Source organism: Sphingobacterium daejeonense, from assembly GCF_901472535.1.
In the GTDB taxonomy this organism is placed as follows: Bacteria; Bacteroidota; Bacteroidia; order Sphingobacteriales; family Sphingobacteriaceae; genus Sphingobacterium; species Sphingobacterium daejeonense.
Genome location: NZ_LR590470.1, coordinates 3,584,369 through 3,610,426, shown reverse-complemented (window position 1 = coordinate 3,610,426; position 26,058 = coordinate 3,584,369). Strand labels below are relative to the sequence as shown.

Here is a 26,058-nt window from a genome sequence, read left to right as displayed (position 1 = left end):
CTTTTAATTTCGCCTAAATGCTAAATACTAATTACTACCCTCACATCAATTGATTAAACAGCAGCTTAAATGTCCCATGTGTTTGGGCTCTAAAATTGATGTCATTTCCGAATGAAACCAAGGTTCCTTTTCCTACAGGTGCTTCAAAGGCAAGCACACCATCTTTCAGGTATTTTTGTCCCCAAGACCAACCACTTTTCAGAACCTTTTCTGAATCAAACCATAATATAGGCTTAATCTCAGGGTTTGTAATTTTGTATAGGTTATCATTGCTGTAATAAACATCGATTTCATCTTCATATCCCCAAGTGCTATGGCTGTCTTTACCGACTTTAGCTGTAAGGACTGATCCAGGAGTATAGAAGTCTGTTCTTTTTAATTCGATTTTATTTGCATCCACAAGGTGGTTTTCAATACCAATCTCTAGGTGCTCCGCAAGATCTGAACTGCTTCCAATCGTTAGCACCTTGCCGCCATTTTCAAGGAAAGATTTAAGGACAGGAATCGTTTTTTCTACTGATGTTCTTCCCCATCTTTCTTTGTAAGGAGAAGGGATGTTTTCCGGAGCTTCAGCTGGCATCCTGCTGTAATAACCACCAGCACTTTGGCTGGAACCAAAACGAGGAATCGAATTGCCCGGGAAAATAATAATATCATATTTGGCATTCAGGTTGCCTTTGTCGATATCTGGAGCATAGACTACATCAAAGTTATAATGGTATTGTTCCAACAAAAATCTCAACCACCCTGATGGCATACTTCCTCCATAAGTATCCCAAAGGGCAATACGCATTGGTTTCAGTTTTTTGCTTTTCTTAGGCAAGTTATTGCTGGTAGCTGTTGCAAAATTCAATTTCACATCAGCTTTATTCTCGACATAGATATCACCATTGCTTTCATCTCGCCAAACATTCTTTCCTTGTTTCAATAGATCATTACTGATACGGAAAGATTCGTTAATGGTTGCAGGCAATTTCAGAAATTTACCCTTTGATTTTGCAACTTCAGGTAATTGAATCATCTTACCGATCTCCAGATTTTGGAATGGACCATTGAAATCATCAAGGACACGGTCAAACTTGACGTCCATTAAATAAGCTAATGTCCAACCTGCAGCATCGTAAGGTGGAATAGGAGGACCTCCTGGATATTGGAAATCATCAGGGTGATCCTGAGCCTCAAACATATCCAAGATGTGTGGTCTGAAGGCTTGATCTGTTTTTATGATATAAGAATCCTTAGCATATTTTTTGCCATTTACAGTAAAGTCATTGGAAGCCTGTTTTATCTCAATTCCGTTTTGGATCAAGGCATTGATGAAATCTGTTGCTTTAACAAAATCTGGCTGGTCGGAAGGAATTATATAACCACGTGGATCGCGTAGATCTTTGTCATTGAATAAGCTTCCCAATAATTTTCTTTCCTCTGCTCGGTTGGATTCAATTTTAGGATCTTTTCTTTTTGCCTGTTGCAATGCGGTGTCAATAACAGCAACGCGGCTAGGCGACAAAGCCCAAAAATCCTTAGAACCACGCTCAATTGAATTTCTGCCCATTTTGTAGATGTTGTACAATACTTCATCTTTATATCGGCTAGCATAGTTCAGGATAGCATAATTCAATGATGTAGAATAATCAATAGACTGCTGAAAATGCCATACTTGCGGAAGTACAGGATTTTGCGTGTCATTGTTAGGGATCAATCGATTTGGAACCAATGGAATCTCAAATGGGGTAGGGTTACCAATCATTTCAGTCAATAATCCCATGATATTATGGAAATAGGTTGTAGTTCTCAGCCCTCCATTATACCACGTTGAAAACACTGAACCATCTTTGGCAGTATAACCGGGTTTATTTTCTACGTTCAATCTGTTTGCCATTGCTGCACCCAACGCATCAATCCCTGACATCAATAAGGGGTCAAATACGTAATTGAAAGGATCTCTATATGGCGCGCCTGCCACAACAGCCCCTGCTGGTGCTGTTTGGTGATGATTGTACATGATTTGAGGAACCCATTCTACAAATAATTGTCTTGCCATGTTCTGAGTTTCCTTCAGGTTCAACATAAAGAAATCCCTGTTATTATCGTGGCCGGCATATTTTTGATACAGCACCGGAACAAAGTTGCTCGAGCGCTTCTCCGGAGTTTTTTCCCTCATATACCAATTGGTTACCAATTCTTGTCCATCTGGATTTGCATGAACCAACAGAACAATGGTGTTATCCAAGATCTTCTTTGTTTCAGCATCATTTGATGAGGCCAATAAATAAGCAATCTGAATTAATTGGTGCATACCAACTACCTCTGTCGAGTGCAATCCCCCATCGATCCAAACGATACTCTTTCCTTTTTGCGAAAGGCTCTTAGCTTCTTCCTCGGTCATTTCTGCTCTTGCCAGGCTGGTAGAAATCTTTTTATACTCCTCAAGATTCTGAAGATTCTCAGGGGAACTTACGATCAACATACATTGGTCTCTGCCTTCCTCCGTTTTTCCAATGACCGTATATTTCAAACGATCTGATTGTTGGTCTAATTTTTTGAAATAATCTTCGGTTTGAGTGAAGGATGCCAATTGGTAATCATCGCCTATGTTGAACCCAAAATGTTCTTTGGGGCTCGTGATTTGTTGTGCAAATCCGAATTGTACTAAGGCCAATGAAATTAATAGTAACCTGATTAGGTTAAATGAGTTTTTCATATTTCTATTAGGTAATAATTTCTTGCATAAAGATATAAAACCCCGCTTAATTACGGCCAGAAGAGACCTAATTAATCAATTGTTCACAACAATATTACAGTGCTAAATTCTCTTGGATTTTGTATATTTGATTTGATGACATTATTACCATATGATTTTAGTAGCAGATAGCGGATCATCAAGATCAGATTGGATGCTTCATCTTCCAGATAGCAAACCATTACGTTTTAGTACCAAAGGCTTAAATCCTTTTTTTGTTAGCGAGAAAGAAATAGCGGCTATTCTGACAGATGTTCCAGAGATTATTCCATACATCAAAGAAGTTCATGAAGTATATTTTTTCGGTGCAGGTTGTTCTACACCTGATCGAAGAGAGTTAGTTTCGAATGCCCTTACCCAGATTTTCCCAACTTCCTTTATTTCCGTGGAGAGCGATTTATTAGGCTCTGCCTTTGCAACCTTCGGTCAAGGAAAAGGATTAATCTCAAATTTGGGTACAGGCTCGGACATTAGTTTTTATGATGGTGAAAAAATTATCTCCCAGTCTTCATGGCAATGGGTACGTGCTTGGAGATGAAGGTTCAGGTGCATGGTTTGGTAAACAGTTGATTACAGCATATCTGTACGAAACAATGCCTAGAGATCTAGCCAGGATCTTCAAAGAATCCCACCCGATTACAAAAGATATCATTATCAAAAATGTCTATCAAAAGGACAGGCCAAATGCTTATTTGGCTTCATTTGCCGAATTTATGGCAAATAATAGGCAACATCCATATATCGACAACATGCTGAGAAATGGTTTTGATGAATTTGTAAGGACCAATATCATGACCTATCCCAATTTTTGGGAATATGAATGTCATTTTGTAGGACGAATCGCCTATTATTTTGATATTCATTTGAGAGAGGTATGTTCTTTGCACGGGGTAAGGGTTGGCAAAATATTGAGCAGTCCTATCGAACAATTATTCCATTATGTGGTTGATAGAGAACTGAATGTTGAACTTTAAAAATTTTAAACTATGATAATGACCATGATTATGTTGTATACCATGCTTTTTCAGCAACCTACCGTATATGACTATTCTTTCACCTCGATAGACGGAAAGAAAATAAATTTAGCTGATTTCAAAGGGAAACAGTTGCTATTGGTAAACACCGCTTCCAAGTGTGGATTTACTGAGCAGTACAAAGAGCTGCAGGAACTTCATGAGCAGTATGGCGACAAATTGGTTGTCATTGGCTTTCCTTCCGATAATTTCGGAAACCAAGAATACGGCGATAATAAAGAAATTGCTGAATTCTGTGAAAAGAATTTCGGTGTGAATTTCATCCTTTCAGAGAAAGTAGATGTAAAAGGAGATGGTCAAACTCCATTGTTCAAATATCTAACAGAAGCTGAAAACCCAGACTTCAAAAGGAGACATCAACTGGAACTTTGAGAAATTCCTGATCAACAAAGACGGAAAATTGGTACACCGCTACCGCTCTAAAGTGACTCCACTTGATGAACAAATCACAAAACAGATTCTATAATCAATAGGTTAAAATATAATGGAATAGGCACTATGAAGTGCCTATTTTTTTTGTCCATATTACCCGATTCCATTGTCCATTTTTCATTTTCCTGATACTTTCTGTTGGGTACCTGATAGGGGACTTGTTCCACTCTCCGTCCTCTTTCATTCGGACCTCGTTCGGACCTTGTTCGGATGTTTTCCGAAGAAGGTCCGAACGAGGTCCGAACAAAGTCCGAACAAGAGACGAATGAGAGTAGAACGAAAGTTAGATATGAGATATGAGATATGAGATGTGAGATGTGAGAATGAGATGAATTGCAAAAAGACATCAGTCAAAAGGCAAAAAAGAGACTAGAGTGAGATGGATTTGAAATAAAATGGTAATGCAAGGCATGATCGGCCACACATAAAAGTGTAAATGCAAGGCAATGCCTTACTTAAATTTATGTTGAAATAAAAGGCAAGATTTTAACCTACAGTTCTATGCCGTAATAGCATGCTCTGCATCTGGGTTCATAGCTTTCTTTCTCGCCAAGAAGGACCCTTGATTCATTTTGTTGTAATCTGTAGGAATAATTTGCTGGGGCTCCGCATTGAACGCATACTGCGTGGACCTTTGTAACGTCTTCAGCAATGGCCATAAGATTTGGTATCGGACCAAAAGGTTTACCAAGGTAATCCATGTCCAGTCCTGCGACGATGACACGGATGCCACGGTTTGGCCAATTCAACACACACATTGGGGCAATTCCTCGTCGAAGAACTGTGCCTCATCGATCCCAACAACTTGGGTGGCAGAACTTAACAACAAAATAGCAGATGAATGAGAAACTGGGGTTGAAGGAATGGAATTGCTGTCATGGGAAACTACTTCATTCACTCCATATCGGATGTCGATCTCAGGTTTAAATATTTCCACGGGAAGTTTCGCGAATTGAGCACGTCTCAATCTGCGGATAAGTTCTTCAGTCTTTCCCGAAAACATGGATCCACAGATAACTTCGATACTGCCGATTGGTCCGCGTCTGTTCGGAAAATTATGTTCAGAAAACAACATCATGGTGGTAAATATTTATACTAAATCCCTGTTTTGGAAGTTTTATATATTATAAAATTCTTGACTAATATAGGTTACGAATATCGAAATTTAATCTTATTTTTGGTTTAAAGAGAATCGATAAAAAGATAAACAGGGTGTCAATCAGTCCGTTTATTTTTTTATTTTACAATTGATAAAAATAAAATTTTCAATCTATACACACATAACATGGCTTATTCAGATCAGAATATCTTAGGGAAAATTGGGGATCTATTGTTGGAAATCAACGAACAATATGCAGGCTTGGAAAAAGATAAATTAGGTGATAGAAAAGCAGATATCCTATTGCTATCTGCTCAAGCCAAATACCTTGCTGCACATTTGGACGCTTTGGCAACGATGCAATCCTCTGTAACGACCAATTTATTAAACTCCAATCAAGAGGACCAGAAAAACAAAGAATCAGAAGAAACATTTACTCCTCCGGTTGAACATGATGATCAAGAAGCTGATGAGCAACCTGTTGAGGAAGAAATCCAAGAAGTTGAAGAAACTAAAATAACTGAAGAGACTAAGCAGCCTGAGAAAGCTCAAGAAATCGAAAAGCCTTTTATTGAAGAATACGACGAGGATCAACCAGAGACTTCTCCATATGAAGAATCAGACAGACAGGACGAAGAGGTAAGAAAAGAAGAAAAAGAAGAGTTGGTAGAAGAGCCTGAAGAAGCTGAAGAGAGAGAAGTAGAAAAAGAGGAGGCAGAACCTGAAGAAGATAAAAAAGTAGAAGAAGTCAATGATTTCAAAGATTTCAATATTTCTTCTAATCCAGTTCACACCGAATCATCAGGATACACCTCGGTAACTTCTAAATATGAAGCAGAACAAGAGAAATCTAATGCTGAGGAAGTAAAAGTAGAGGAAGTTCAGCCTGAGCCGGTTGTCAATGAGGTGGTCATCGAAAAGAAAGAAATCGTTGTTGAACCCGAGCCTGAAAAAGAAGTGACCTTGAATGATCTTGCAAAACAAGCAGAGGTGAAGCCTAGTCGTCCATTGACATTAAATGAGCTTATCCAGCAACAAAAGAAAGCTGGAATGACCAATGCCAATCAATTTAATACTTCTCAGCCACAAGACCGTTCTGGAGAGCGAATTGGCGACCTTAAAATCGCGGTAAGCTTAAATGATAAATTGTTGTTCATTAAAGACCTATTCAATGGTTATAGTTTGGCTTATTCAGAAGCTATCGAGCTGTTGAACAGATTCGATAATTTTGGAGAAGCAGATGCGTTCTTGCAATCGAACTATGCCTTAAAGAACAATTGGGCTTCCAAACCACAAACAGTGGACAAATTGTATGCAATTTTAAGAAAGAAATATATCTAAAATAGATTATATAAAAAACAAAGGCCGTTTCATTGAAGCGGCCTTTGTTTTTTAATTCTTTTACAGATCAAATTTGATCCAATGAGTTCCTTCATGGCCATAAACAAAGTATTTTGACTGTATGATTTCGGCAAGGATTTCAGTGTCCAGCAGGAAGTCTTCTTTATGTTTAGCAAATTCAGGTTTTTGGACCACAAAAACGTTGTTGCTGCTAACGGCTTTATAGTCGCTGTACTGGCCATTTAGCAATTCTGGCAATGTCCCAAAGAAAGATGGAGAATCGTTGATAAAGATCAGTATTTCGGTGTTCTCAGCTTCTTTTACCAAAGGGTTGTTCTGTGCTCCGGCAATTTCGCTGATTTCTTCCAAATAAGAAGGGTCGGCATTTGGTTGCGACATGTCAACAATTTCAACCATTGGTCTGTTCTCTATCTGGATGAATTTCAATTTGTGGATGATGATATTGATTTCTTCTTCCAATAATTCGAATTTTTCAGGTTCGGATTGTTGTAATTCATTTGCAATAGCAGTATAGTGTTTCAGTTGATTCATTATTTTGAAAATTATCCTGCAAAGGTAATCAAGCTGGTCAAAAGAGCCAAGCGATTGTCGAGATTCGTAAATAATTCGTAATTTGGAGACTGAAATTTAAGAAGAATATTATGTTTGATAAGTTATTTGAAGCACAACAGAAAGCTCAGGAAATTAAATCGAGATTAGACCATATCTCAGTTTCAGGTGAAGCTGAGGGCGGTAAGGTACGTGTAGTGTCTACAGCCAATAAGGAAATAAAAGAGATTCAGATAGATCCGGAATTTTTCAAGGATGCTGACAAAGAGGAGATTGAGGAATTGTTAGTCGTTGCATTGAATAAAGCATTGGTTCAGGCAGAGAATATTAGCCAAACAGAGATGCAAGCAGCGTCACAAGACCTTTTGGGAGGCCTAGGTGGGCTAGGGAACTTATTTGGAAAATAAAAAATAAATATTGATATGAAAGTTACTTACTACGGACAGTCATGTGTGGAGTTTGATATTGATGGGACCAAGGTATTGTTGGATCCTTTCATCAGTTATAACCCTTTGGCAAAGGACATCAAAGTTGCAGATATAAAACCTGATTATATCTTTTTGAGCCATGCTCACCAAGATCATGTCGCTGATATGTACAGCATTCAGCAACAGAGTGGGGCTACAGTTGCGACGATAGTGGAAACTGCTGCTTGGGTCAGGAAACAGGGTGTGCCAGACGACAAAGTAATTGAATATAACTTGGGTGGTACATTAGATTTGCCTTTCGGTAAGGTAAAGATGGTATTTGCTGCCCACAGTAATAGCACTGTTGATGGTGAATATGCTGGCTTCCCAGTTGGATATGTTTTCTTTTTGAAAGGGAAAACGGTCTATTTTGCTGGAGATACGGCCTTGACCATGGAAATGAAGCTGTTGGAACGCCACAACATTGATTGGGCACTACTGCCAATTGGTGGTCACTATACCATGGATGTTGACGATGCGATCATTGCTGCAGAGTTTGTGAACTGCAAAAATGTTATGGGAATTCATTATGATTCATTTCCTCCGATCAAAATCAACCATGAGGAGGCTATGAAAAAATTCAATGAAGCTGATGTTTATCTAGCATTGCCAAAGATCGGTGAGAGTATCGACATTTAAAAAAACATTATAAAATAAAGAAGCCACATTGATTAAAATGTGGCTTTTTATTTTCAGTAAAGTGTTGTTATTAGTTAGCTACACTTTTAGATCTGTTGATGTGGAATAATACTAGATCGTCAATAGGAGAGCGAAGGATTTTACCAACTTTCATTCCATATTGAGCAGCTTTTTCTTCCAATACGTTTCTGAAGTTGTAACCTACAGAACCGATGCAGTTGAAAGTGTAAGACTGATAATCTGGGTATTTGCTCACCAAGTTATTGGAAGAATGCTTCGAATGCATCGTCAACAATTTTGCGAGTATATTCAATATTTACGTTATTGTCGTAAACGAATTTGCTGAAACTAGCGCAGAAGCGGTTAGCCAAAGGTTTAGTATAAACATTGTCCATGATTTCGTCTGGGGTAAGTTTATAGGTGTTGAAGAATACTTCAGCAACATCTTTTGGCATCAAACCTCTGATAAAGTCTACCAATAATTTTTTACCGATAAAGCTACCAGAACCTTCATCGCCTAAAATATAAGCAGCAGAATCGATGTTATGCGTGATATCTTTTCCATCATAGATACAAGTATTTGTACCTGTACCTAGGATTGCTGCGAAACCTGGATTTGTACCTAATAATGCGCGTGCAGCTGCAAGTAAGTCATGACCTACTTCAACTTTAGAATTTGGGAAAACTGCCTGGATAGCATCTTCAACAATCTTTGCCTTTTCTTCGTTATGTACACCAGCACCATAATAATTTACCTCGCTGATTTTATCAAATGGAATATCTTGAGGTAGTCCTTTTTTAAGGGATGCAATAATGTATTCGCTATCTACAAAATAGGGGTTGTAACCCTCGGTGTTGAAGTAAATCTTCTTGTTGTTATCATCTAACAAACACCAGTTTGTTTTTGTAGACCCTCCATCTGCAATTATTATCATTATTTATAAATTTAGTTTTAAAGTAACTTGTTTTTTCGTTTTACAATGGTATTGTTGTAGTTCAAATCCCAAAATACGGTATTTATTAATAAAAATAAGAATTTTTATTTGATATAATGAAAGAAATTGAAGGGTTAGGGAAGATAATTAAAAATAAAAACCTTATAATACTTTGATTATAAGGTTTTTATAGTTTTATTTTAATTTAAAATACTTAGTGTATTTTTTACAATTAGTTTATGGGTTAATGTGCTCCTTCAGCTTCAATTTCGTCAATTGCAATTCCTTGTTTAGCCAAGAATTTGCGTACCAAAACTGCAAAGACAATAATATACACAAATCCGATCGCTGGAACTAAGTACGAATTATGTATTCCAATAATATCTGAAAGTTTTCCTTGAATAGGAGGGATGATACCACCGCCCAAGATCATCATGACCAAGAATGCTGAACCTTGCTCTGTATATTTGCCCAATCCTACGATCGACAGACTGAAAATTGAACCCCACATAATAGAACAAGCTAATCCTCCAGCTAAGAACGAATAAATCGCTACAGTTCCTGAAGTCAATAATCCTACAATCATAGCCAATAATCCAAATGTTCCGAAGATCACTAATGTGCGAACTGGCTTTTCTTTACTCAAGAAGAACGCTCCGATCTGAATAATTACACAGATTACGAAATAATAAAGAACCGACATGTCAAATCCAGCCAATGAATTTACTCCAATAATGATGGAGAAAGCTACAAGTGGAACGATGATAGTCAATAATTGTTTTTTTGATTTTGTAAGGTTGAAAGCTGTAATGGCGCCTGCCCATCTTCCGATCATCATACCTCCCCAATACATAGAAACATAAGGTGTAATCTGTGATGATTGAAGATTTCCAAATTCTTCCAAGGTCAATAACTCACCTAAGTTACTTCCGATAGCTACTTCGATACCTACATATATAAATAAGGCTAGCATACCTAATACCAATTGTGGATATTTCATGGCACCCCATCCTTCAGGATTTTTCTTAGCGCTATTATAAGAGAATAGAAGTCCGAATACGATTACTGCCAATGCTCCCAATAACCACAGCATGCGTTTTATTTCCAAGCCATGAGTCAAATCTTTGATTTGGGTCATTAAGTTTTGGTCATTGTTAAGAGCAGCTTGTTCTTTAAGGTCTTGGATATGTATTGCTGTATCAGATTTGTAACTGGTGAATACCGGGATAAAAGCACATAATAACAAGATTGTCATAATAATCAATGTTGTTCTTGCTTTGTTGGCCGGTTCCATAGGTTCGAGGTTGAATCCTGCTGGTACTTTTTTGGAGAAGTGGAACAATCCTGCTGCTAGGATAAATAGTAAACCTACACCTATATAGAGGTACACGACTTTATTCAAAGGTAAGTTTGCGATTTCGGCATCAGATATTGTTTCAAAGGTTCCAAAAAGAGCGAATCCTACGATCAAGGGGCCGATTGTTGTTCCGAATGAGTTGACACCTCCACCGAGATTGACACGAGATGCACCCGTTTTAGGGTCACCCAGGAGTACTGCGAAAGGATTTGCTGCGGTCTGTTGGAGTGAGAATCCCAAGGCAACGATGAACAATCCGATAAGCATTCCTGTGTAGACGTTTACTTCTACTGCTACGATCATTGCAGCAGCTCCCAATGCGGAGAACAATAGTCCATAAACTATACTTCTTTTATATCCCCATTTTCCTACCAGGTCTTTTCCAGACAATGTTCCGAAAATAAATAATAGGAGCGCTCCTATGTAATAAGCGGAGTAGAAGGCAAAATCAATAAGTTGAGATTGAAATTGGTCAAGGTGAAAGTAATTTTTACAGAACGGAATAAAAACGCTGTTTCCAGCAGCAATAAATCCCCAGAAAAAAAACACCACGATTAAGGTGTAAAGTGCTGGGTAGTTTGTGTTTGTTTGTTGGTTATTCATAAAAATATGATCTGACTTTATGATTTAATCGTACAAATAAAGAATTTTTTTTTGATTTATAAAGATTTTCAAATGTTGCTAAAACATTTTACTTACTTTAAGCGTTAGCTATTAAACTATAAATAGAAAAAAAGTCATAAAATTCTTTTGAATTTACAATAGTTATTTTTTTCTTTGTGGCGGTTCTATAAATTTATCTTTCGGGAAGCTAGTATAAAATCTCTATAGATTTAGTTACCCAATAAGACATATGAAGTTTATGTATTAGCTGAGAGATATTTTTCAATAAAAGTAAAAATCCTTAAAAAAATCATATTTTAATATTAATGGATATTAATGAATTGAATACGAAGCTCGTGTCTGAATTGCGCGAGATTGCGAAAGTTCTAGGTATTGCCGATTCTGAAAAGCTTAGAAAACAAGAATTAATTGATCGTATTTCTGAAATAGCCAAGGAGTCACAGCAGGATGACTCAGCAGAGACAGTTGATGTTGATGCGGACAAGGCTGGAGAGCGAACAAGAAAGCGTGTGCGTACGGTGAAGGTAGCAGAGCCTGTTGCTGTCGGAAGAAACCGAGTTACGAGTGAAGAAGATCAGACAAAAATTGAATTCACGAGTAAGCCAGCAGATCCAGTTGCATCTGAATCCCCAACAGTTTCTACCCCTGAACCCGCTCCTAAAGCATCCACTCCAACAGATTTTGATAATGTAATTGTAAATGAAGGTGTATTAGAAATCATGGCCGATGGTTATGGCTTCTTGAGATCTTCAGACTATAACTACTTGACATCTCCGGATGATATTTATGTATCTCAGTCTCAGATCAAATTATTTGGTTTAAAGACCGGTGATAATGTTAGAGGATGTATCCGCCCTCCAAAAGAAGGCGAGAAATATTTTCCTTTGGTTCGTGTTGAGGCCATCAATGGTCAGGACCCTGCCGAGGTTAGGGACCGTGTTCCATTTGACTACTTGACTCCATTGTTTCCAGATGAGAAATTGAACTTGGATTTAGGTCCTGGTAACTATTCGACAAGAATCATGGATTTGTTTACCCCAATCGGTAAAGGACAACGTGGACTTATCGTTGCACAACCAAAGACTGGTAAAACCAACTTATTGAAAGAAGTAGCCAATGCTATTGCTAAAAATCACCCAGAAGTTTATTTGATTATCTTATTGATCGATGAGCGTCCTGAGGAGGTTACTGATATGGCAAGAAGCGTACGCGCAGAGGTTGTGTCATCTACATTCGATGAGCCAGCTGACCGCCACGTTAAAATTGCAAATATTGTTTTGGAAAAAGCAAAACGTATGGTTGAATGTGGTCATGATGTTGTAATCTTATTGGATTCCATCACAAGATTGGCTCGTGCATACAATACTGTAGCTCCAGCTTCAGGAAAAATCCTTTCTGGTGGTGTGGATGCTAATGCATTGCATAAACCAAAACGTTTCTTTGGTGCAGCGAGAAATATCGAAAATGGTGGTTCATTGACGATCTTGGCAACAGCATTAACAGAAACAGGTTCGAAAATGGACGAAGTGATCTTTGAAGAATTTAAAGGTACTGGTAATATGGAACTTCAATTAGACCGTAAGTTGTCTAACAAACGTATCTTCCCTGCTATCGATCTTACAGCTTCTAGTACAAGACGCGACGATCTATTGGTAGACCGCGAAGAATTGCAACGTCTATGGGTGTTGAGAAACCATTTAGCAGACATGAATTCACAAGAGGCTATGGAGTTCTTATTGACTCAAATGCGTGGCACAAAATCAAACTCAGAATTTTTAATTAGCATGAATGGCTAAAAAGCCATCATAAATTGATATTTTTAAGCCATCTTTGCATAAAAGATGGCTTTTTTTTATGAAGAAATACATACCTAATACTATTACCTCACTTAATTTGTTTAGTGGCTGTATCGGAACAGTGATGGTGCTGAATCAAGAATATCTATTGGCTTTCTACTGTGTATTAGCCTCTGGGATTTTTGACTTCTTTGATGGTATGTCTGCAAGGGCCTTACATGTCAAGTCGCTCATCGGAAAAGAATTGGATTCCTTGGCAGATGTGATCAGCTTTGGCTTTTTGCCTGGTGCGATAATTTTCACGATGCTTCAAGATAATACAACAAGCCCGTTTCTTCCTTATTTAGGCTTTATAATTACAGTTTTCTCAGCTCTGAGATTGGCAAAGTTCAATATCGATACGCGACAGACAACGGATTTTATCGGTGTTAACACGCCAATGAACACTTTTTTTATTGTTTCCCTACCATTTATTGCAGAAAGTTATCCTGCATTAAAAAATACATGGATATTGTTGGCAATTGCCATTGTTTCCAGTTTATTGCTGGTTTCTGAAATCAAATTGTTCTCCATGAAATTAAGTAGCCTAAGTTGGGATATCAATAAATATAAATATCTGTTTTTGATGGTCAGTGTCTTACTTCTATTCTTATTGAAGTTTTTAGCATTGCCTATTATATTGCTACTCTATATACTATTCTCGTTTATTCACTTTAGGACGGTTAAGTAAGATTTTTTTATTCTCATTATGCGGTGGGGGATAAGGAGGCTTGAATACCGTATGATAATAAATCTTATGTTAAGTAGAGTGAATGTTTTATTATTCTTAGTGATGGAGAGGAAACACCAGTAACCGCCTTTCGTCTCCGCTTAAGGAACGGCTTTTTTATAAAGATTCTTGGTAGGTTTTAAGTTCGGCCATTGCCAGTTCGAAGTCTTTTTTGATATCCATAAAAAGGTCTTTTATTGCATTTATAGGTTCTTGGTTAGCACCTGCATCTTCGAGTTCTTGGAATTTAAGTCTCAATTCAGTAGCGCCAAGGTATTGCATTGTAGGCTTAATATGGTGAGCTTTGGCTTTTATTTCTGCGTGATTTTGAGCTTCTACTGCATTTTCTAGGTCATTAAAGTCCTGTACACCTTGTCCAAGATACATTGGGATCATCTGTTTGATGATTTCCTTGTTGTTCATCATGCTTTCCTCGAGAGCATCAACATCAATAATTTGATAAGGTTTCATTTTTAGAAATATTAACTTTTAGAGGGTCCTTAGATTCATCAAGTAGTTCTTTATTTGTTTTCTTAAAAATCGGATGAATGTAATCTGCAGCTATTTCCGCTAATGGAATTAATGTAAAATTTCTCTCTTGAATATAGGGGTGGGGTACTTGAAGATCTTCACTGTGAATTATATCATTGTTATAGTATAGGATATCGATATCGATTACCCTGGATCCCCAACGTTGGCCTCTTATTCTTCCTAGAACGAGTTCAATTTTGAGGATATCCTGCAGGACTCTTTGGGCTGAAAGTTTTGTTTCAACGGCAATTACTTGATTGAGAAAGATTGGTTGATCCTCCACTCCCCATGCTTCGGATTCATAAACTTTTGAAGTCAGTGTGATTTTGCCAATTCTCGATTCAATTTCAATGATGGCGTCCTTCAGTTGTTTAATTGGATTCCCAATATTAGCCCCTAATAGTAGGTAAACTGTATTCATGAGTTTAATATATGAATAGTTTATGATAATCGGAATAATAGCTTAAATTTACGACACTACAAAAAATAAAGTTATATGAGATCATTTTTTAAATATGTGCTCGCGACGATCACTGGTATTATAATTTGCAGTATCCTGATGTTTTTTATCATGATCGGGGTTATTAGCATGATGGTGAGTTCGGTCGGTAGCAAGAGTGAAACTGTAACAGTGAGTAATTCTGTTCTAATGATAAACCTAGACCATGAAATTACGGAGAAAACGGAGGCTAATCCTTTTGAGGGCTTGGATGTTCCTGGATTTGCCGGCACCCGCAGCCTAGGTCTTAATGACATTGTTTCTAGAATTAAGGCTGCGAAAACAGATTCAAATATTAAAGGTATTTATTTGAATGTTTCAGGTACAGGTACAGGGTTCGCGACGATGAAAACCATTCGTGAAGCATTATTGGATTTTAAGACTTCAGATAAGTTTATAATTGCATATAGCGATGTTATGAGTCAAAAAGGATATTATATCAATTCAGTTGCTGATGAGGTTTATTTGCATCCACAAGGGTCGCTTGATTTCAGAGGTCTTGCTTCATCGGTAATGTTCTTCAAGGAGGGGTTGGATAAATTGGGAATTGATATGCAGGTTTTAAAAGTTGGTACTTACAAAAGTGCTGTAGAACCATTTATTATGAATAGCATGAGCGAAGCGAATAAAGAACAAGTATCTTCATATTTAAACAGTATTTACAATACTTTTCTTACGGATATTTCCAGTACTAAAAAAATCTCCCAAGATAGTTTAAAAAGCATAGCGAATGGGTATTTGATTCGCGAGCCTGAGGATGCTAAGAAATATGGTTTTGTGACTGACTTATTATATAAGGATCAGGTAATAGCAAAAATAAAGGAAAAGATTGGGGTTGATGAGAAGAAAGATATTCCTTCAGTATCATTAATTGATTATAAAAACAAGGCGAATGCTGGAGAAGCAGGTGGCGATCGAGTTGCAGTATTGTATGCTAATGGAGAGATTGTGGATGGTGAAGGTATGGAAGGTCAGATCGGTGGCGATAAACTGTCCAGGGAATTAAGGGATTTGCGTAAGGATGATAAGGTCAAAGCGATTGTATTGCGCGTAAATTCGCCAGGTGGTTCTGCGCTAGCTTCGGAGTCTATCTGGAGAGAGGTTGATTTAGCGAAAAAAGTAAAGCCTGTTGTAGTTTCTATGGGTGACTATGCTGCATCAGGAGGTTATTATATCTCTGCGGCTGCAGATTCTATCTTTGCTGATCCTGCAACATTGACTGGATCAATAGGTGTATTTGGATTGATTCCTAGTTTCCAAAAGTTATTCAATGAAAAATTGGGTATTCATTTTGAAGCGGTTAAGACTGCAAAATTTGCTGATATGGATGTTGATATGGACCGGCTATTGAGTGAGGAGGAAAAGGGAATTATCCAAGGCGGAGTAAACAAAATCTATCAAGTATTCTTAAAAAGAGTTGCTGATGGCCGTAAGATTGATGTTGCACAGGTGGATAGCATTGGTCAAGGCCGTGTTTGGACTGGTGAACAGGCGGTTAAATTGAAGTTGGTCGATAGAATCGGGACATTGGATCAAGCTATTGCTGCTGCTGCCAAGAAAGCGAATCTTGAGAATTACAGGATTTCAGAATATCCTAGAGCGAAGGATCCATTTGAATCTATTTGGTCAACCTCGAAAGATAAAATCAAGCTGTGGTTATTGGAAGATGAATTGGGTGATTATGCAAAATACCTCAGTGAAATGAAGCGGATTAGCCAACAATCGGGCATCCAAGCAAGGATCCCGTATCTTGTTGAAATATATTAAATATAAAAGGCGTTGATAAGAATTTTTGAATCAGCGCCTTTTTTATATCTTTAAACTCTAAAATCAACCGGAAATAAAAAAATAACATGAAAACTATCGACGATTTAAATTTCAAAGGAAAGAAAGCTTTAATTAGAGTTGATTTCAACGTTCCATTGGACGACGATTTCAATATTACTGATGATAACCGTATCCAAGGAGCATTACCAACTATTAAAAAGATCTTAAAAGACGGTGGATCCGTTATCTTGATGTCACATTTAGGAAGACCAAAAGATGGACCTACTGATAAATATTCACTTAAACATATTGTAGATTACCTTTCTAAGGTATTAGGCGTAGACGTTCAGTTTGCTGATGACTGCATTGGTGAACAAGCTGTTGAAAAGGCTAAAAACCTGGAGCCTGGCCAAGTTTTATTATTAGAGAACTTGAGATTCCATAAGGAAGAGGAAAAAGGAGACCGTGATTTCGCTAAGAAATTAGCTGATCTAGGAGATGTTTATGTAAATGATGCATTCGGTACTGCACATAGAGCACACGCTTCTACTGCAATCATTGCTGAATTTTTCCCTGACAACAAGTACTTTGGCTATTTAATGGCGAAAGAAATTGAAAATGCTGAGAAGGTTATGAACAAGCCTGAGCGTCCATTTACAGCAATTATGGGTGGTGCAAAGGTTTCTGATAAGCTAGAATTGATCGAAGCATTATTGGATAAGGTTGATAACTTGATCATCGGCGGTGGTATGGCTTATACCTTTGTGAAAGCTCGCGGTGGCGAAATCGGAAAGTCATTGGTTGAACTTGATAAATTAGACCTAGCAAATGAATTAGTTAAGAAAGCTGATGAAAAAGGGGTGAACTTGGTATTACCTACGGATGCTCAGATTGCTGATCGTTTTGCTAATGATGCTGAAGTTTATGATGGTCCAAATGATGAGATCCCAGCTGACAAACAAGGCTTAGATATCGGTCCTGAATCGTCTCAACATTTCAAAGACGTTATTATGGCATCTAATACTTTGCTATGGAACGGTCCGATGGGTGTATTTGAGATGGATACTTTCGCAAAAGGTACTAAAGCGGTTGCAGATGCTGTAGTTGCAGCAACTGAGCGCGGTGCATTTTCATTGATCGGTGGTGGTGATTCTGCTGCAGCTGTTTCTAAATTCGGTATGACAGAGCATGTTAGTTATGTGAGTACTGGCGGTGGTGCTTTGTTAGAATACATGGAAGGAAAAACACTTCCAGGTGTGAAGGCGATAATAGACTAGACAAAAATAGTTTTCTCATCCCAGGATGAGAAATGTCACGCATGTCGTGAGATAGAAGGCGAATTTTGAGGGAATAAAGTTACGGTAAACGGAAACTTTATCCTACAAAATTTGCCTTTTTTTAGTAAAAGGGCAGGGGGTAAACAAATATGCCACGCCTACGGCGTTAGTTTGCCGTGGCAGGTGTCCCCACCTGCCACTGATATTGCCCTCTGGTGTGGTAAAGCGTGATATGATAAATGCCATAGCCCACAATAGATATAGTTGATGGAGATACCAGCAACGGCTAAAGCGGGTGCCATTTCTGATGTTTATTCCTCAATAATGAGCAATCCATTTTTTTAAATAAGTAATCTTCGCTCATTCAAAATAGCTATGAATAGTTCACTAAATAGTTTCTTGAGCTTTAGCTCAAGAAACTATTTTGGAAATTTATATGCGTTTAGTTTTTCACAGCGTAGTTAGTTTATCCAAATATGCCACACCGATGGCGTTGTATTGGAGGCGATTTTCATTTCTATAGATATGGCATGCCTACGGCATTTAAGAGATATTTCATGCCTACGGCATTTAACCCCGATGGGGTTTTTGCGAAGTATGGCCATATTTTTTTCTATAATAGTGACACCCCCCTGGGCAATGTCATTAAGTTAAGGATTTTATCATGCCGGTTTGTAGTTTGTGTAGGTCCTGTGCTTGCACTTTTTATTCGAGGTCTTAAGCTGCCTTGGGAACGATCTTCCCTTTCGGATGGGCAATGTGTCCTTGAGGAAATAGGCCGTGAGCTCCCTGAGGATTTCCCTTTCCCTGTTTTTGAAAAAGATGGCTATCAGGTTTTCCTTTAATTTTCCGAAGGATTTGTTCCCGTTGACCTTTCGGGGGTACTTTTTCGTGGACGTATCGCGGTCGAGCTGGACCTGGGCATCCCTGATCAGTATCGAATGCAGGTTTGACATCATCACCGTTGCATAGAAATCCTGCTCGACGGATTCCACCGTCAGCCCGCTGAAGGATTCCATCTGCATGGTATTCTTCAGTTTGGAGATGTTCGTCTCCACTCCCCAGCGCCTGAAGTACAGGTCCCCGAACATATCGTTTTCAAACCCCTCTTCCTGCCATAGGTTGGTCGCGATCACCTCCGTGGTCGACTGCAGTTCTACCCTGACCAAGCGTATGCGGATCCTTGTTGAGCTGTCCGTGGCGAACCCGCTCTGGCGCAGGCCGCTGATGGAGGCCTGGGTTGGGGCAAGCTCGATGACCTGGGAAACCTTTCCAGTCTTCAGGAACCTCTTGACGAACTCCAGCGAATCCTTCGCCCTGATCACGAACTTGCGCTCGCTCTCCTGCCAGCTATGGAGCGCGAACATCTTGAACGTCGAATAGTACCTGTCATAGATGGCAATGGAGTCCACGGGCAGTTCCTCGATCCAATGGGAGGCCAGGGTCAGCTCGCTGGTCCGGTATGGGGCTATGCAGGCATGGGTCACCAGGTCGTTCAGCACATCGTAGTGATAGAAGGTCTTTGCCTGCACGAAGCTGGAGTTCTGGTTGCTCTGGCCGCCAAAGTGGGCCTGCAGGGAAGGTGTGTTCACCAGGGCAAGGTTGGAGCCGTCAACTGCGATCAGGCGGTAGCCCATCCATCTCCGGGTATCCCCCGAAGCATGGCGCAGGAAGCTCTCGCAGAGCACCCGGTTCCAGACCAGGAAGAAAAGGGGGCTCAGCTTGCTCCTCTGCTGGGAAAAGGCACTCACCGAGCAACTGATCTTCTTGCCCAGCTCACCAAAGAAACCTTCCAGTTCGACAGAGAGGGTCCGCTTGCACATCTTGGCGATCAGCAGGACCAATCTCTCGAAATTGAGCTTGCGGTCCCGGGTGAAATGGGTTTTGGAATTCCTGAAAAGATTGAGCAGCAAAGGATCTGCTAAACAGATAGAAATAAAATTTTTTAGGTCTGATATGATTTTAAGTGCTATTTTTACATCGGCCATAAACACGCTTGTTTAGATTTGTTTAGTAGTGAATTCAAAATTAAACATTTACGTGATTTATGGCCTTCTTTTTTTCTTAACTTAATGACATTGCCCCCTGGGGTTGGAAGGCGTCGTATATCCGTTCTATAATAGTTGCACCCCTACAGGGTGGAGTGGCGTCGCATAACCTTTTCTATAATAGTTACACCCCTCTGGGGTTTGGAATGCGTCCTATATCCGTTCTATAATAGACACCATGCCAGTTCTTATGTCTTATGTCTAATGTCTCTCATTAATAGCTATAATTAAAACTAAAGCTTGGTACAAATTTTTGTTTTGCGCTTGGGTGGTTTATATAGCTTAATTTGGCCCCAATTCCGAAGTCAGGGAGTACATATTTAAACATATTGAAGTCTGCGGAGAGACCAATTCCGTAGGATATAGGTTGCCCATTGCTGTCTTGGATGTTTTGATAGTCTGCGAATAAATAGCCATGGAAGCGTTTGATATAGGCTAATTGCCCTATTGTCCAATCGGGGTAGGCGATAGGAAAGCGATAGTTCAGCAATAAGGTGTTATCGACTCTTGGGGAGTCGAAATGAGCATAGCCACTGACCATTGGGATGTCATACGATCCTAGGTATCTGCCATCGTTTTTCTGGTATGATAGTCTTGCTTGGAAGCCGTGGTTGGTAAAAAATCCAGGGAAATAAAAGTTTGTACGGACAGCAAATAAATAACCTTTTAGGTCATTTTCAAACGGGACATGCCTGTAAATAACATTGATATTCTGCCCCCATTTTGGTACTAGGTCCATTTGGCTTCGACGCGAGTTGCTGTTGAAATAGACTTGATAATTTAAAGGGAAAGCGATTTCATCTATAAATCCTTTAAGTGTTGGTAGAGTTAAATTATATCTTTTTTGATAGGATGTGCCGACATTAAAGCCGTAACTATAGTTTGTTTTACCACGATAAATGCTCAGAGGAATTTGCATTTCAAGGCTGTAAACATGTTCTCTGTAATCAAATTTTGTGTATTCGTCTTGGGTATTTTGTTTCTTCGCATAGCCGATCTGACCTCGATTTTGGTAAGAAAAGTTGAATTTAGGATAGTATTTCTGGTAAGAAATTTCTGCTGAAAAGATGTCTTTTTCGATTTCAAGATCATATTCATAACCTAATTTTAGCTGTGTTGTGTTCAATAGATCATTGGCAATCCAGAAGATTCCAGGTCTGTAATTGTCGAAATTTTCAAAGTTATTGCTACTTAAGCTGAGGCTATGAAAGTTGAAAAAGTGGCTTAATGGGTTGTAATTTTTAACTTCAAAATCCTGGTTTCTTTGATTTTTTTCGGTTGGAATCCGTGGTTCAACATGGCGATCTAGTAAAGGTTGTACTTCAAATTTCGGGCTGATTTCGGTTCCAATTACCTGAGTTGAATCCAGAATTGATGCTTTATATCCATTATAAACATACTCATTATAGAGTAGATTTTGACCATTTCCTGGGCTAGGGTAGAAGGCTCCGAAGGCAGAATTTGATATTTTGTAGATCTTTTTTTCGTCAAATGAATAGCGGTATATGTTGTCGATTTTTTCGAATTGTGCTTTAAAGACAAGGTCATTTCCTAGATAAATGGGTCTTTGATATTCCTGATTTGACCATTGGAACAGGGGAGAAACTGCACCTGAAGTGAGGTCTATTTCAAGAATATTTGTGCCTTTAGGACCAATTCCTATACCTACAATTTTAGTTTCTTGAGCGTTTATGTTAGGCTGTTGGAGGAAAATTCCGTCTTCAAATTCGACTATTTTTTTAGTTTCTTTGGTTAAACGGTCGATATATAAGAGGCTAGAGACGTTATTTTCATCTACATGGACTACGTATACCTTTTGAGAATTTGGGCTCAATATAGGGCTGTAAAATCGAGAATTTTTGCTGAGCGTGCTGATTTTACCGTTTTTTAGGTCTAAAATCCTTATGATATTAAATGTTTGTTTTCCAAATCTGGCGTTTTTCCTGATCTCATCCCATACCAAAAAGTTGTCATTTACATGAAAATAAGGAGTCAATTGGTAACCGATTTTGACCAAAGTTTCATGTTTTCCGTCTTTTATTTTTCTGATTTCTGAGATGAATTCTGGAGATTGGACCAGTGTAAAAATTGATTTTGAAGAGTTGGTTTGAGGTAGAAAATAGTTGATATAATACCTTTCTTTCTCTTCAATTATAGGTTGGAATTCTGATTTAATTTCGGTGGATTTCCATTCAGATTTTAGGGAGTCCATGGTTGCTTTGTACAGCTTTGAACTGTTCATGTTCGTGTACTTTTTAAGGGCGATATTGAAGTTAAATGGACGCAATAAATTAGCCCTCATATTGTCCATGATTTCCTCCTTCACCCCATACCCAAAATGATTGGTCAAATAGGTATTCATGGTATAGCCTGTGGTATAGTAGGAGGGGGTGATATCTTTGAATGAACCGAGGATATTTTTGCTGAAGGTGTACTCTTTTCCGGAAAGTTCATTGGTCCGAAGAGGCATGATCCATGCGCTGCTTCGTCCTCTTCCACCTGTTGAAAATTGAGTTTCAATTGAAACTGCATCACCCTCAAAGTACCATGCTGGCAGGTGTAGACCATATAAGGCAAAGGCTAATTGTTGGAAAAATGGACCTTGAATTTTACCTGTCAATTTGTCAAATTGGGCTACATGTCTTAGTTCATGTTGAACCAGATTAGGAAGCCATTCTGTGTTGTCACTTGCGGGTCCGGGAGTAGAAAATGCTTCTACTTTTCTAGGAGCAAGCTGGGCAAAACCATTCTGTTCAATATGTTTTTCATGAAGAATTATCGAGATTTTTTTTGGAACTCTTTTTAAATCCTGGCTTGAGTTTTCTATCATACCCTCAATTTGATGGGCGAGGAGGGAAGCTGATTTTTCAAACTCAACCGGAAAGATAAGCTGAAATTTTTTATGATTTATTTGTCTCCATTTGACGTTAGAAGGCGCTTGTTCGTTGTCAATTATCTGAGATTTTAATGAATATAAATTTATTATTACACTAAATAGTGTTAAACTGCTGATAAATAATAATTTATTAACATTAAAATCCTTTAAAAATCGCATATGCTAAAAATATTAGTATAAAATTGATTGAATTGTTTAATTTAAGGTTTTGGTAAATATTGTAAAATATTGAAATATAGATATATATGATGATTTCATTTTTCTTAAATTATGCGTTAAAATGGTTAATAAATTATATTTTATCACTTAAAAGTGACTTAAATTTCCTTTGTTGTTTTGCTTTGTAAATGTACTCTTATTTGTTAATAAATTCAAAATTTTATCGCTCTGGCCTTCAGAAAACTCAATGATCAAATTTTGAGTTTTTTAATTCTATCAATTAAGTCAACATTACTCCGTAAAAATTAGAGTTATGTTTTGAGTTTAGGACGACGATAGTTTTTTGGTAAATTTTTGGAAGCTTAAAAAGCGCCTTTGGATTGATTAGTAAAATGAGAAGATTTTATTGACCATAATACAAGGGAATTTTGGATTTAATAATTATGACAATATGACATATTGTTATGATTTAGGAAAGGTTGTTTTTCTAGTTGTTATTAGGTGTTAATCATTCATTAAAAATTAATTATATTATTATGTTAAAAAAAACGACTTTTGCACAAACGATTTTTGGACCAATGTAGGATTGTAAAATAAAGGAGGCGTATGGAAGAATTAGCAATGCTTGTAGCACATGTTGAGGAATTGATTGAACGTGGTGATCAGACCGAGCTTGCGGATTATTTGAACGAACTGAATATTTCGGATGTTGAAGAATTGATCGATGAGCTTCCTGAATATGGTCCTTTATTTATGGAAACCTTAAGTCTAAAAAAGAGCGGTCAATGTGTTCCGTATTTTAGACTTCCCCACCCAAGAAAGAATCCTAAAAAAATTACCTGCTTCATTGATTCGAGAGCTCTTGAATGAGATGCCTCCCGATGACCGTACTTCCTTCTTCTCCGAGCTGAAAGGTGATGTCGTAAAACGGCTCATTATTCTCTTGACACCGGAGGAAAGAAAAGAGGCATTATCATTACTTGGATATCCCGAAGATTCAGTCGGCCGACTGATGACTCCCGACTATATCACTGTCAAAGAACATTGGACCATGCCAAGAGTATTGGACCACATCCGAAGATATGGATCTGCTTCTGAGACGATCGACGTTTTGTATGTTATCGATTCGGATGGTAAGTTGGTTGATGACGTTAAGATCAAGGACATTCTATTGGCTGAGCCTGATACAAAAGTTGAGGACCTTATCGACAACCGCTTGATCTCATTGCATGCTGACGATCCGCAAGAGGAGGCGGTAACGATTTTCCGTATGAACAATCGCGTTGCTCTTCCGGTAGTTGACGAACAGGACATCATGTTGGGTATCGTAACGATTGATGATATCCTTTGGGTAGCGAATGAAGAATATACAGAAGATATGCAACGTATGGGTGGTACCGAGGCTTTGGATGAACCATACCTTGATGTTTCGATCTGGCACCTTGTGAAGAAAAGAGCGGGTTGGCTGATCGTGCTATTTTTAGGCCAGCTGTTGACTTTTAACGTTCTTCAGGCATACGAGGCTAAGTTCACTACTATTCTTGTCTTGTTTGATGCCTGTAATCATGTCCAGCGGTGGTAACTCAGGCTCGCAAGCATCTACACTGATTATACAGGCGATGGCGATGGGTGAGGTGACTTTACGGGATTGGTGGATGGTTATGAAAAGAGAGATTCTGTCAGGCTTGTTGTTGGGGATAATATTGGGCGTGTTGGGTTTTGTGAGAATTGGAGCTGAAGAGGTCATCAAGCATACCTATGGTGATGTGTGGTATTTGTATGGAGCAGCCATCGGTTGTTCGTTGGTTGGTGTTGTCCTTTGGGGATCCTTGGTTGGATCGATGCTTCCTTTTATCTTAAGAAGGTTTGGGGCGGACCCTGCAAGTTCATCAGCGCCGTTTGTATCGACAATTGTCGATGTTACGGGGTTGGTTATCTATTTTAGCTTTGCAACGTTTATCCTTCGGGATGTGTTGTTCAATTAATTCTAATTGGTTTTGAATAACTTGCGATAAAACGCAAAAAAATATTTGCAATAGTCGGTTAAACTTCCGATAATTGCATCACCGAAAACGAGAGGAACGGTTGAAATTCCTGAATAGCTCAGTTGGTTAGAGCATCTGACTGTTAATCAGAGGGTCGCTGGTTCGAGCCCAGCTTCAGGAGCGAATCTCTCAAAAAAGCCTGTCTTGCGACAGGCTTTTTTTTTAGACATAAGACATTAGACAAAAGACATTAGAACCGATATAGTTTAGATTATATCGGTTTTTTTATTTTAGATTCTTTGCTTTTACTTGGTGATATTTTTATAATCTTGTCATAGGGCAAGTGTGATGATTTTTTTAAGAAGTATTTTTGAAAGCAAAATATTTTTTATGGGAATCTGTTTTCTTATCATTGTTTTATTAGCCATAATTTTTTTAGGCTTAGGAGTAAATTCTCTGAAAAATATTTATCCCTTTTTAATTTGGATACTCATAATATCTATAGTTTCTGGAACTGGAATATTTATAAAAAGTCCAATCACATTTGTTTTAGTATTAATTGGAACAATTATCGTATCATTTATCTTTTATTCTCAGAATAACAAACTTCCTAATTCAATTAATATTTTTTTCTTGACGTCCATTCATTTATTAAGAATCCCAATGGAATTCATTTTATATAATTTATGGATTAACAAATTAGTGCCAAGAGAAATGACCTTTGAGGGAATGAATTTTGATTTATATTTTGCAATCTCAACTATATTCATCCTGATTGTTGGATTAATTTGGAAGGATTTTTACAAATCAAATATTTTTAGATTCTGGAATTTTCTAGGAATATGTTTTCTATTGAATGTTTTGATAATTGGAATTATTTCTTCTCCATTGCCTCTTCAGCTAATAGCTCATAAAAACCCAAACTTGGCTGTTCTCCACTTTCCATACTCACTATTACCAGCAGTTGTAGTTCCAGTAATTATTCTGGCTCATATTTTAACTTTAAGGAATTATCTAAAAAGATAGATTAAATACGCAAAGTATTTAATTTTCACCCCTACAGGTAATGTCATTAGGATAGGGGTGTTTA

The 26,058-nt window shown here is 38.1% G+C and carries 23 protein-coding genes, 1 tRNA gene and 1 pseudogene; 15 read left to right on the top strand and 10 right to left on the bottom strand.

Annotated elements, in window-relative coordinates; all coding sequences use genetic code 11:
* Positions 1 to 40 precede the first annotated feature (40 nt).
* Positions 41 to 2,704, bottom strand: a complete 2,664-nt coding sequence (locus tag FGL31_RS17390; RefSeq protein ID WP_138093347.1) for a M14 family metallopeptidase — start codon at positions 2,702 to 2,704, stop codon at positions 41 to 43.
* Between the two features lie 151 nt (positions 2,705 to 2,855).
* Here FGL31_RS17390 and FGL31_RS26350 point away from each other — a divergent pair, with 151 nt between their 5' ends.
* Genes FGL31_RS26350 through FGL31_RS17380 form a run of 3 tightly spaced genes read left to right on the top strand, consistent with a single transcriptional unit; the run spans position 2,856 to position 4,149 of the window.
* Positions 2,856 to 3,281, top strand: coding sequence for a hypothetical protein (locus FGL31_RS26350; RefSeq protein ID WP_232046893.1), 426 nt, complete (start codon positions 2,856 to 2,858; stop codon positions 3,279 to 3,281).
* Entirely contained in the window at positions 3,223 to 3,717 is a 495-nt protein-coding gene (locus FGL31_RS26345; RefSeq protein ID WP_232046892.1) for a hypothetical protein, read from the top strand. The genes FGL31_RS26350 and FGL31_RS26345 overlap by 59 nt, the downstream gene beginning before the upstream one ends.
* Positions 3,718 to 3,729: 12 nt before the next feature.
* The gene (locus FGL31_RS17380; protein ID WP_394366155.1) at positions 3,730 to 4,149 is read left to right on the top strand and encodes a glutathione peroxidase; all 420 of its coding nucleotides are present in this window, start codon (positions 3,730 to 3,732) and stop codon (positions 4,147 to 4,149) included.
* A gap of 551 nt (positions 4,150 to 4,700) precedes the next feature.
* Here FGL31_RS17380 and FGL31_RS29990 read toward each other — a convergent pair.
* Together FGL31_RS29990 and FGL31_RS29985 are read right to left on the bottom strand one after the other, a co-directional pair.
* Positions 4,701 to 4,910 (bottom strand): hypothetical protein, encoded by a 210-nt coding sequence (locus FGL31_RS29990; protein WP_394366193.1) that lies wholly within the window; start codon positions 4,908 to 4,910, stop codon positions 4,701 to 4,703.
* A gap of 44 nt (positions 4,911 to 4,954) precedes the next feature.
* Positions 4,955 to 5,287 carry a thymidine kinase gene (locus FGL31_RS29985; protein ID WP_394366154.1) on the bottom strand — a complete coding sequence of 111 codons (333 nt, stop codon included), beginning with the start codon at positions 5,285 to 5,287 and terminating at the stop codon, positions 4,955 to 4,957.
* Positions 5,288 to 5,494: 207 nt separating this feature from the next.
* On the opposite strand from FGL31_RS29985, the gene FGL31_RS17370 reads away from it, so the two are divergent.
* On the top strand, positions 5,495 to 6,649 hold the full coding sequence (locus FGL31_RS17370; protein WP_138093344.1) for a DUF8457 domain-containing protein: 1,155 nt from the start codon (positions 5,495 to 5,497) through the stop codon (positions 6,647 to 6,649).
* Between the two features lie 60 nt (positions 6,650 to 6,709).
* Here FGL31_RS17370 and FGL31_RS17365 read toward each other — a convergent pair whose 3' ends face one another.
* On the bottom strand, positions 6,710 to 7,201 hold the full coding sequence (locus FGL31_RS17365; protein WP_138093341.1) for a hypothetical protein: 492 nt from the start codon (positions 7,199 to 7,201) through the stop codon (positions 6,710 to 6,712).
* A gap of 89 nt (positions 7,202 to 7,290) precedes the next feature.
* Between FGL31_RS17365 and FGL31_RS17360 the strand changes: the two genes are divergently transcribed.
* Both FGL31_RS17360 and FGL31_RS17355 read left to right on the top strand, forming a co-directional pair.
* Positions 7,291 to 7,626: a YbaB/EbfC family nucleoid-associated protein gene (locus FGL31_RS17360; RefSeq protein WP_257214053.1), complete on the top strand. Its 336-nt coding sequence runs from the start codon at positions 7,291 to 7,293 to the stop codon at positions 7,624 to 7,626.
* Positions 7,627 to 7,641: 15 nt separating this feature from the next.
* A complete protein-coding gene (locus tag FGL31_RS17355) occupies positions 7,642 to 8,325 on the top strand; it encodes a metal-dependent hydrolase (RefSeq protein ID WP_099371749.1) in 684 nt (227 codons plus the stop codon).
* Positions 8,326 to 8,395: 70 nt separating this feature from the next.
* Here FGL31_RS17355 and FGL31_RS17350 read toward each other — a convergent pair.
* A pseudogene (locus tag FGL31_RS17350) lies at positions 8,396 to 9,260 on the bottom strand (N-acetylglucosamine kinase).
* Positions 9,261 to 9,504: 244 nt separating this feature from the next.
* Positions 9,505 to 11,220: an MFS transporter gene (locus FGL31_RS17345; protein WP_138093339.1), complete on the bottom strand. Its 1,716-nt coding sequence runs from the start codon at positions 11,218 to 11,220 to the stop codon at positions 9,505 to 9,507.
* Positions 11,221 to 11,546: 326 nt separating this feature from the next.
* On the opposite strand from FGL31_RS17345, the gene rho reads away from it, so the two are divergent.
* On the top strand, positions 11,547 to 13,037 hold the full coding sequence (gene rho, locus FGL31_RS17340) for a transcription termination factor Rho (RefSeq protein WP_099371746.1): 1,491 nt from the start codon (positions 11,547 to 11,549) through the stop codon (positions 13,035 to 13,037).
* Positions 13,038 to 13,095: 58 nt separating this feature from the next.
* Positions 13,096 to 13,767, top strand: coding sequence for a CDP-alcohol phosphatidyltransferase family protein (locus FGL31_RS17335; protein ID WP_138093336.1), 672 nt, complete (start codon positions 13,096 to 13,098; stop codon positions 13,765 to 13,767).
* Positions 13,768 to 13,923: 156 nt separating this feature from the next.
* Here FGL31_RS17335 and FGL31_RS17330 read toward each other — a convergent pair whose 3' ends face one another.
* Entirely contained in the window at positions 13,924 to 14,277 is a 354-nt protein-coding gene (locus FGL31_RS17330) for an Hpt domain-containing protein (RefSeq protein WP_138093333.1), read from the bottom strand.
* On the bottom strand, positions 14,255 to 14,758 hold the full coding sequence (folK, locus tag FGL31_RS17325; RefSeq protein WP_138093330.1) for a 2-amino-4-hydroxy-6-hydroxymethyldihydropteridine diphosphokinase: 504 nt from the start codon (positions 14,756 to 14,758) through the stop codon (positions 14,255 to 14,257). The genes FGL31_RS17330 and folK overlap by 23 nt, the downstream gene beginning before the upstream one ends.
* 75 nt (positions 14,759 to 14,833) lie before the next feature.
* On the opposite strand from folK, the gene sppA reads away from it, so the two are divergent.
* Both sppA and FGL31_RS17315 read left to right on the top strand, forming a co-directional pair.
* Positions 14,834 to 16,603 carry a signal peptide peptidase SppA gene (gene sppA / locus FGL31_RS17320; RefSeq protein ID WP_138093327.1) on the top strand — a complete coding sequence of 590 codons (1,770 nt, stop codon included), beginning with the start codon at positions 14,834 to 14,836 and terminating at the stop codon, positions 16,601 to 16,603.
* 86 nt (positions 16,604 to 16,689) lie between these two features.
* Positions 16,690 to 17,880 carry a phosphoglycerate kinase gene (locus tag FGL31_RS17315; protein ID WP_138093324.1) on the top strand — a complete coding sequence of 397 codons (1,191 nt, stop codon included), beginning with the start codon at positions 16,690 to 16,692 and terminating at the stop codon, positions 17,878 to 17,880.
* Positions 17,881 to 18,542: 662 nt separating this feature from the next.
* Here FGL31_RS17315 and FGL31_RS17310 read toward each other — a convergent pair.
* The gene (locus tag FGL31_RS17310; protein WP_138093321.1) at positions 18,543 to 19,868 is read right to left on the bottom strand and encodes an IS4 family transposase; all 1,326 of its coding nucleotides are present in this window, start codon (positions 19,866 to 19,868) and stop codon (positions 18,543 to 18,545) included.
* A gap of 274 nt (positions 19,869 to 20,142) precedes the next feature.
* Complete coding sequence (locus FGL31_RS17305) at positions 20,143 to 22,758, bottom strand: hypothetical protein (RefSeq protein WP_138093318.1); 2,616 nt, start codon at positions 22,756 to 22,758, stop codon at positions 20,143 to 20,145.
* A gap of 831 nt (positions 22,759 to 23,589) precedes the next feature.
* On the opposite strand from FGL31_RS17305, the gene FGL31_RS26340 reads away from it, so the two are divergent.
* The 5 genes from FGL31_RS26340 (at position 23,590) to FGL31_RS17290 (ending at position 25,994) form a co-directional block, all read left to right on the top strand.
* Positions 23,590 to 23,853 carry a hypothetical protein gene (locus FGL31_RS26340; protein WP_232046891.1) on the top strand — a complete coding sequence of 88 codons (264 nt, stop codon included), beginning with the start codon at positions 23,590 to 23,592 and terminating at the stop codon, positions 23,851 to 23,853.
* Entirely contained in the window at positions 23,771 to 24,565 is a 795-nt protein-coding gene (locus tag FGL31_RS26335; protein WP_232046890.1) for a magnesium transporter, read from the top strand. Before FGL31_RS26340 ends, FGL31_RS26335 begins: the two co-directional genes overlap by 83 nt.
* Positions 24,537 to 24,968: a magnesium transporter gene (locus FGL31_RS26330; protein WP_232046889.1), complete on the top strand. Its 432-nt coding sequence runs from the start codon at positions 24,537 to 24,539 to the stop codon at positions 24,966 to 24,968. The genes FGL31_RS26335 and FGL31_RS26330 overlap by 29 nt, the downstream gene beginning before the upstream one ends.
* 107 nt (positions 24,969 to 25,075) lie before the next feature.
* Positions 25,076 to 25,149: transfer RNA gene (locus FGL31_RS17295), tRNA-Asn, on the top strand.
* A gap of 209 nt (positions 25,150 to 25,358) precedes the next feature.
* Positions 25,359 to 25,994 carry a hypothetical protein gene (locus FGL31_RS17290; RefSeq protein ID WP_138093315.1) on the top strand — a complete coding sequence of 212 codons (636 nt, stop codon included), beginning with the start codon at positions 25,359 to 25,361 and terminating at the stop codon, positions 25,992 to 25,994.
* The last annotated feature ends 64 nt before the right edge of the window (positions 25,995 to 26,058 follow it).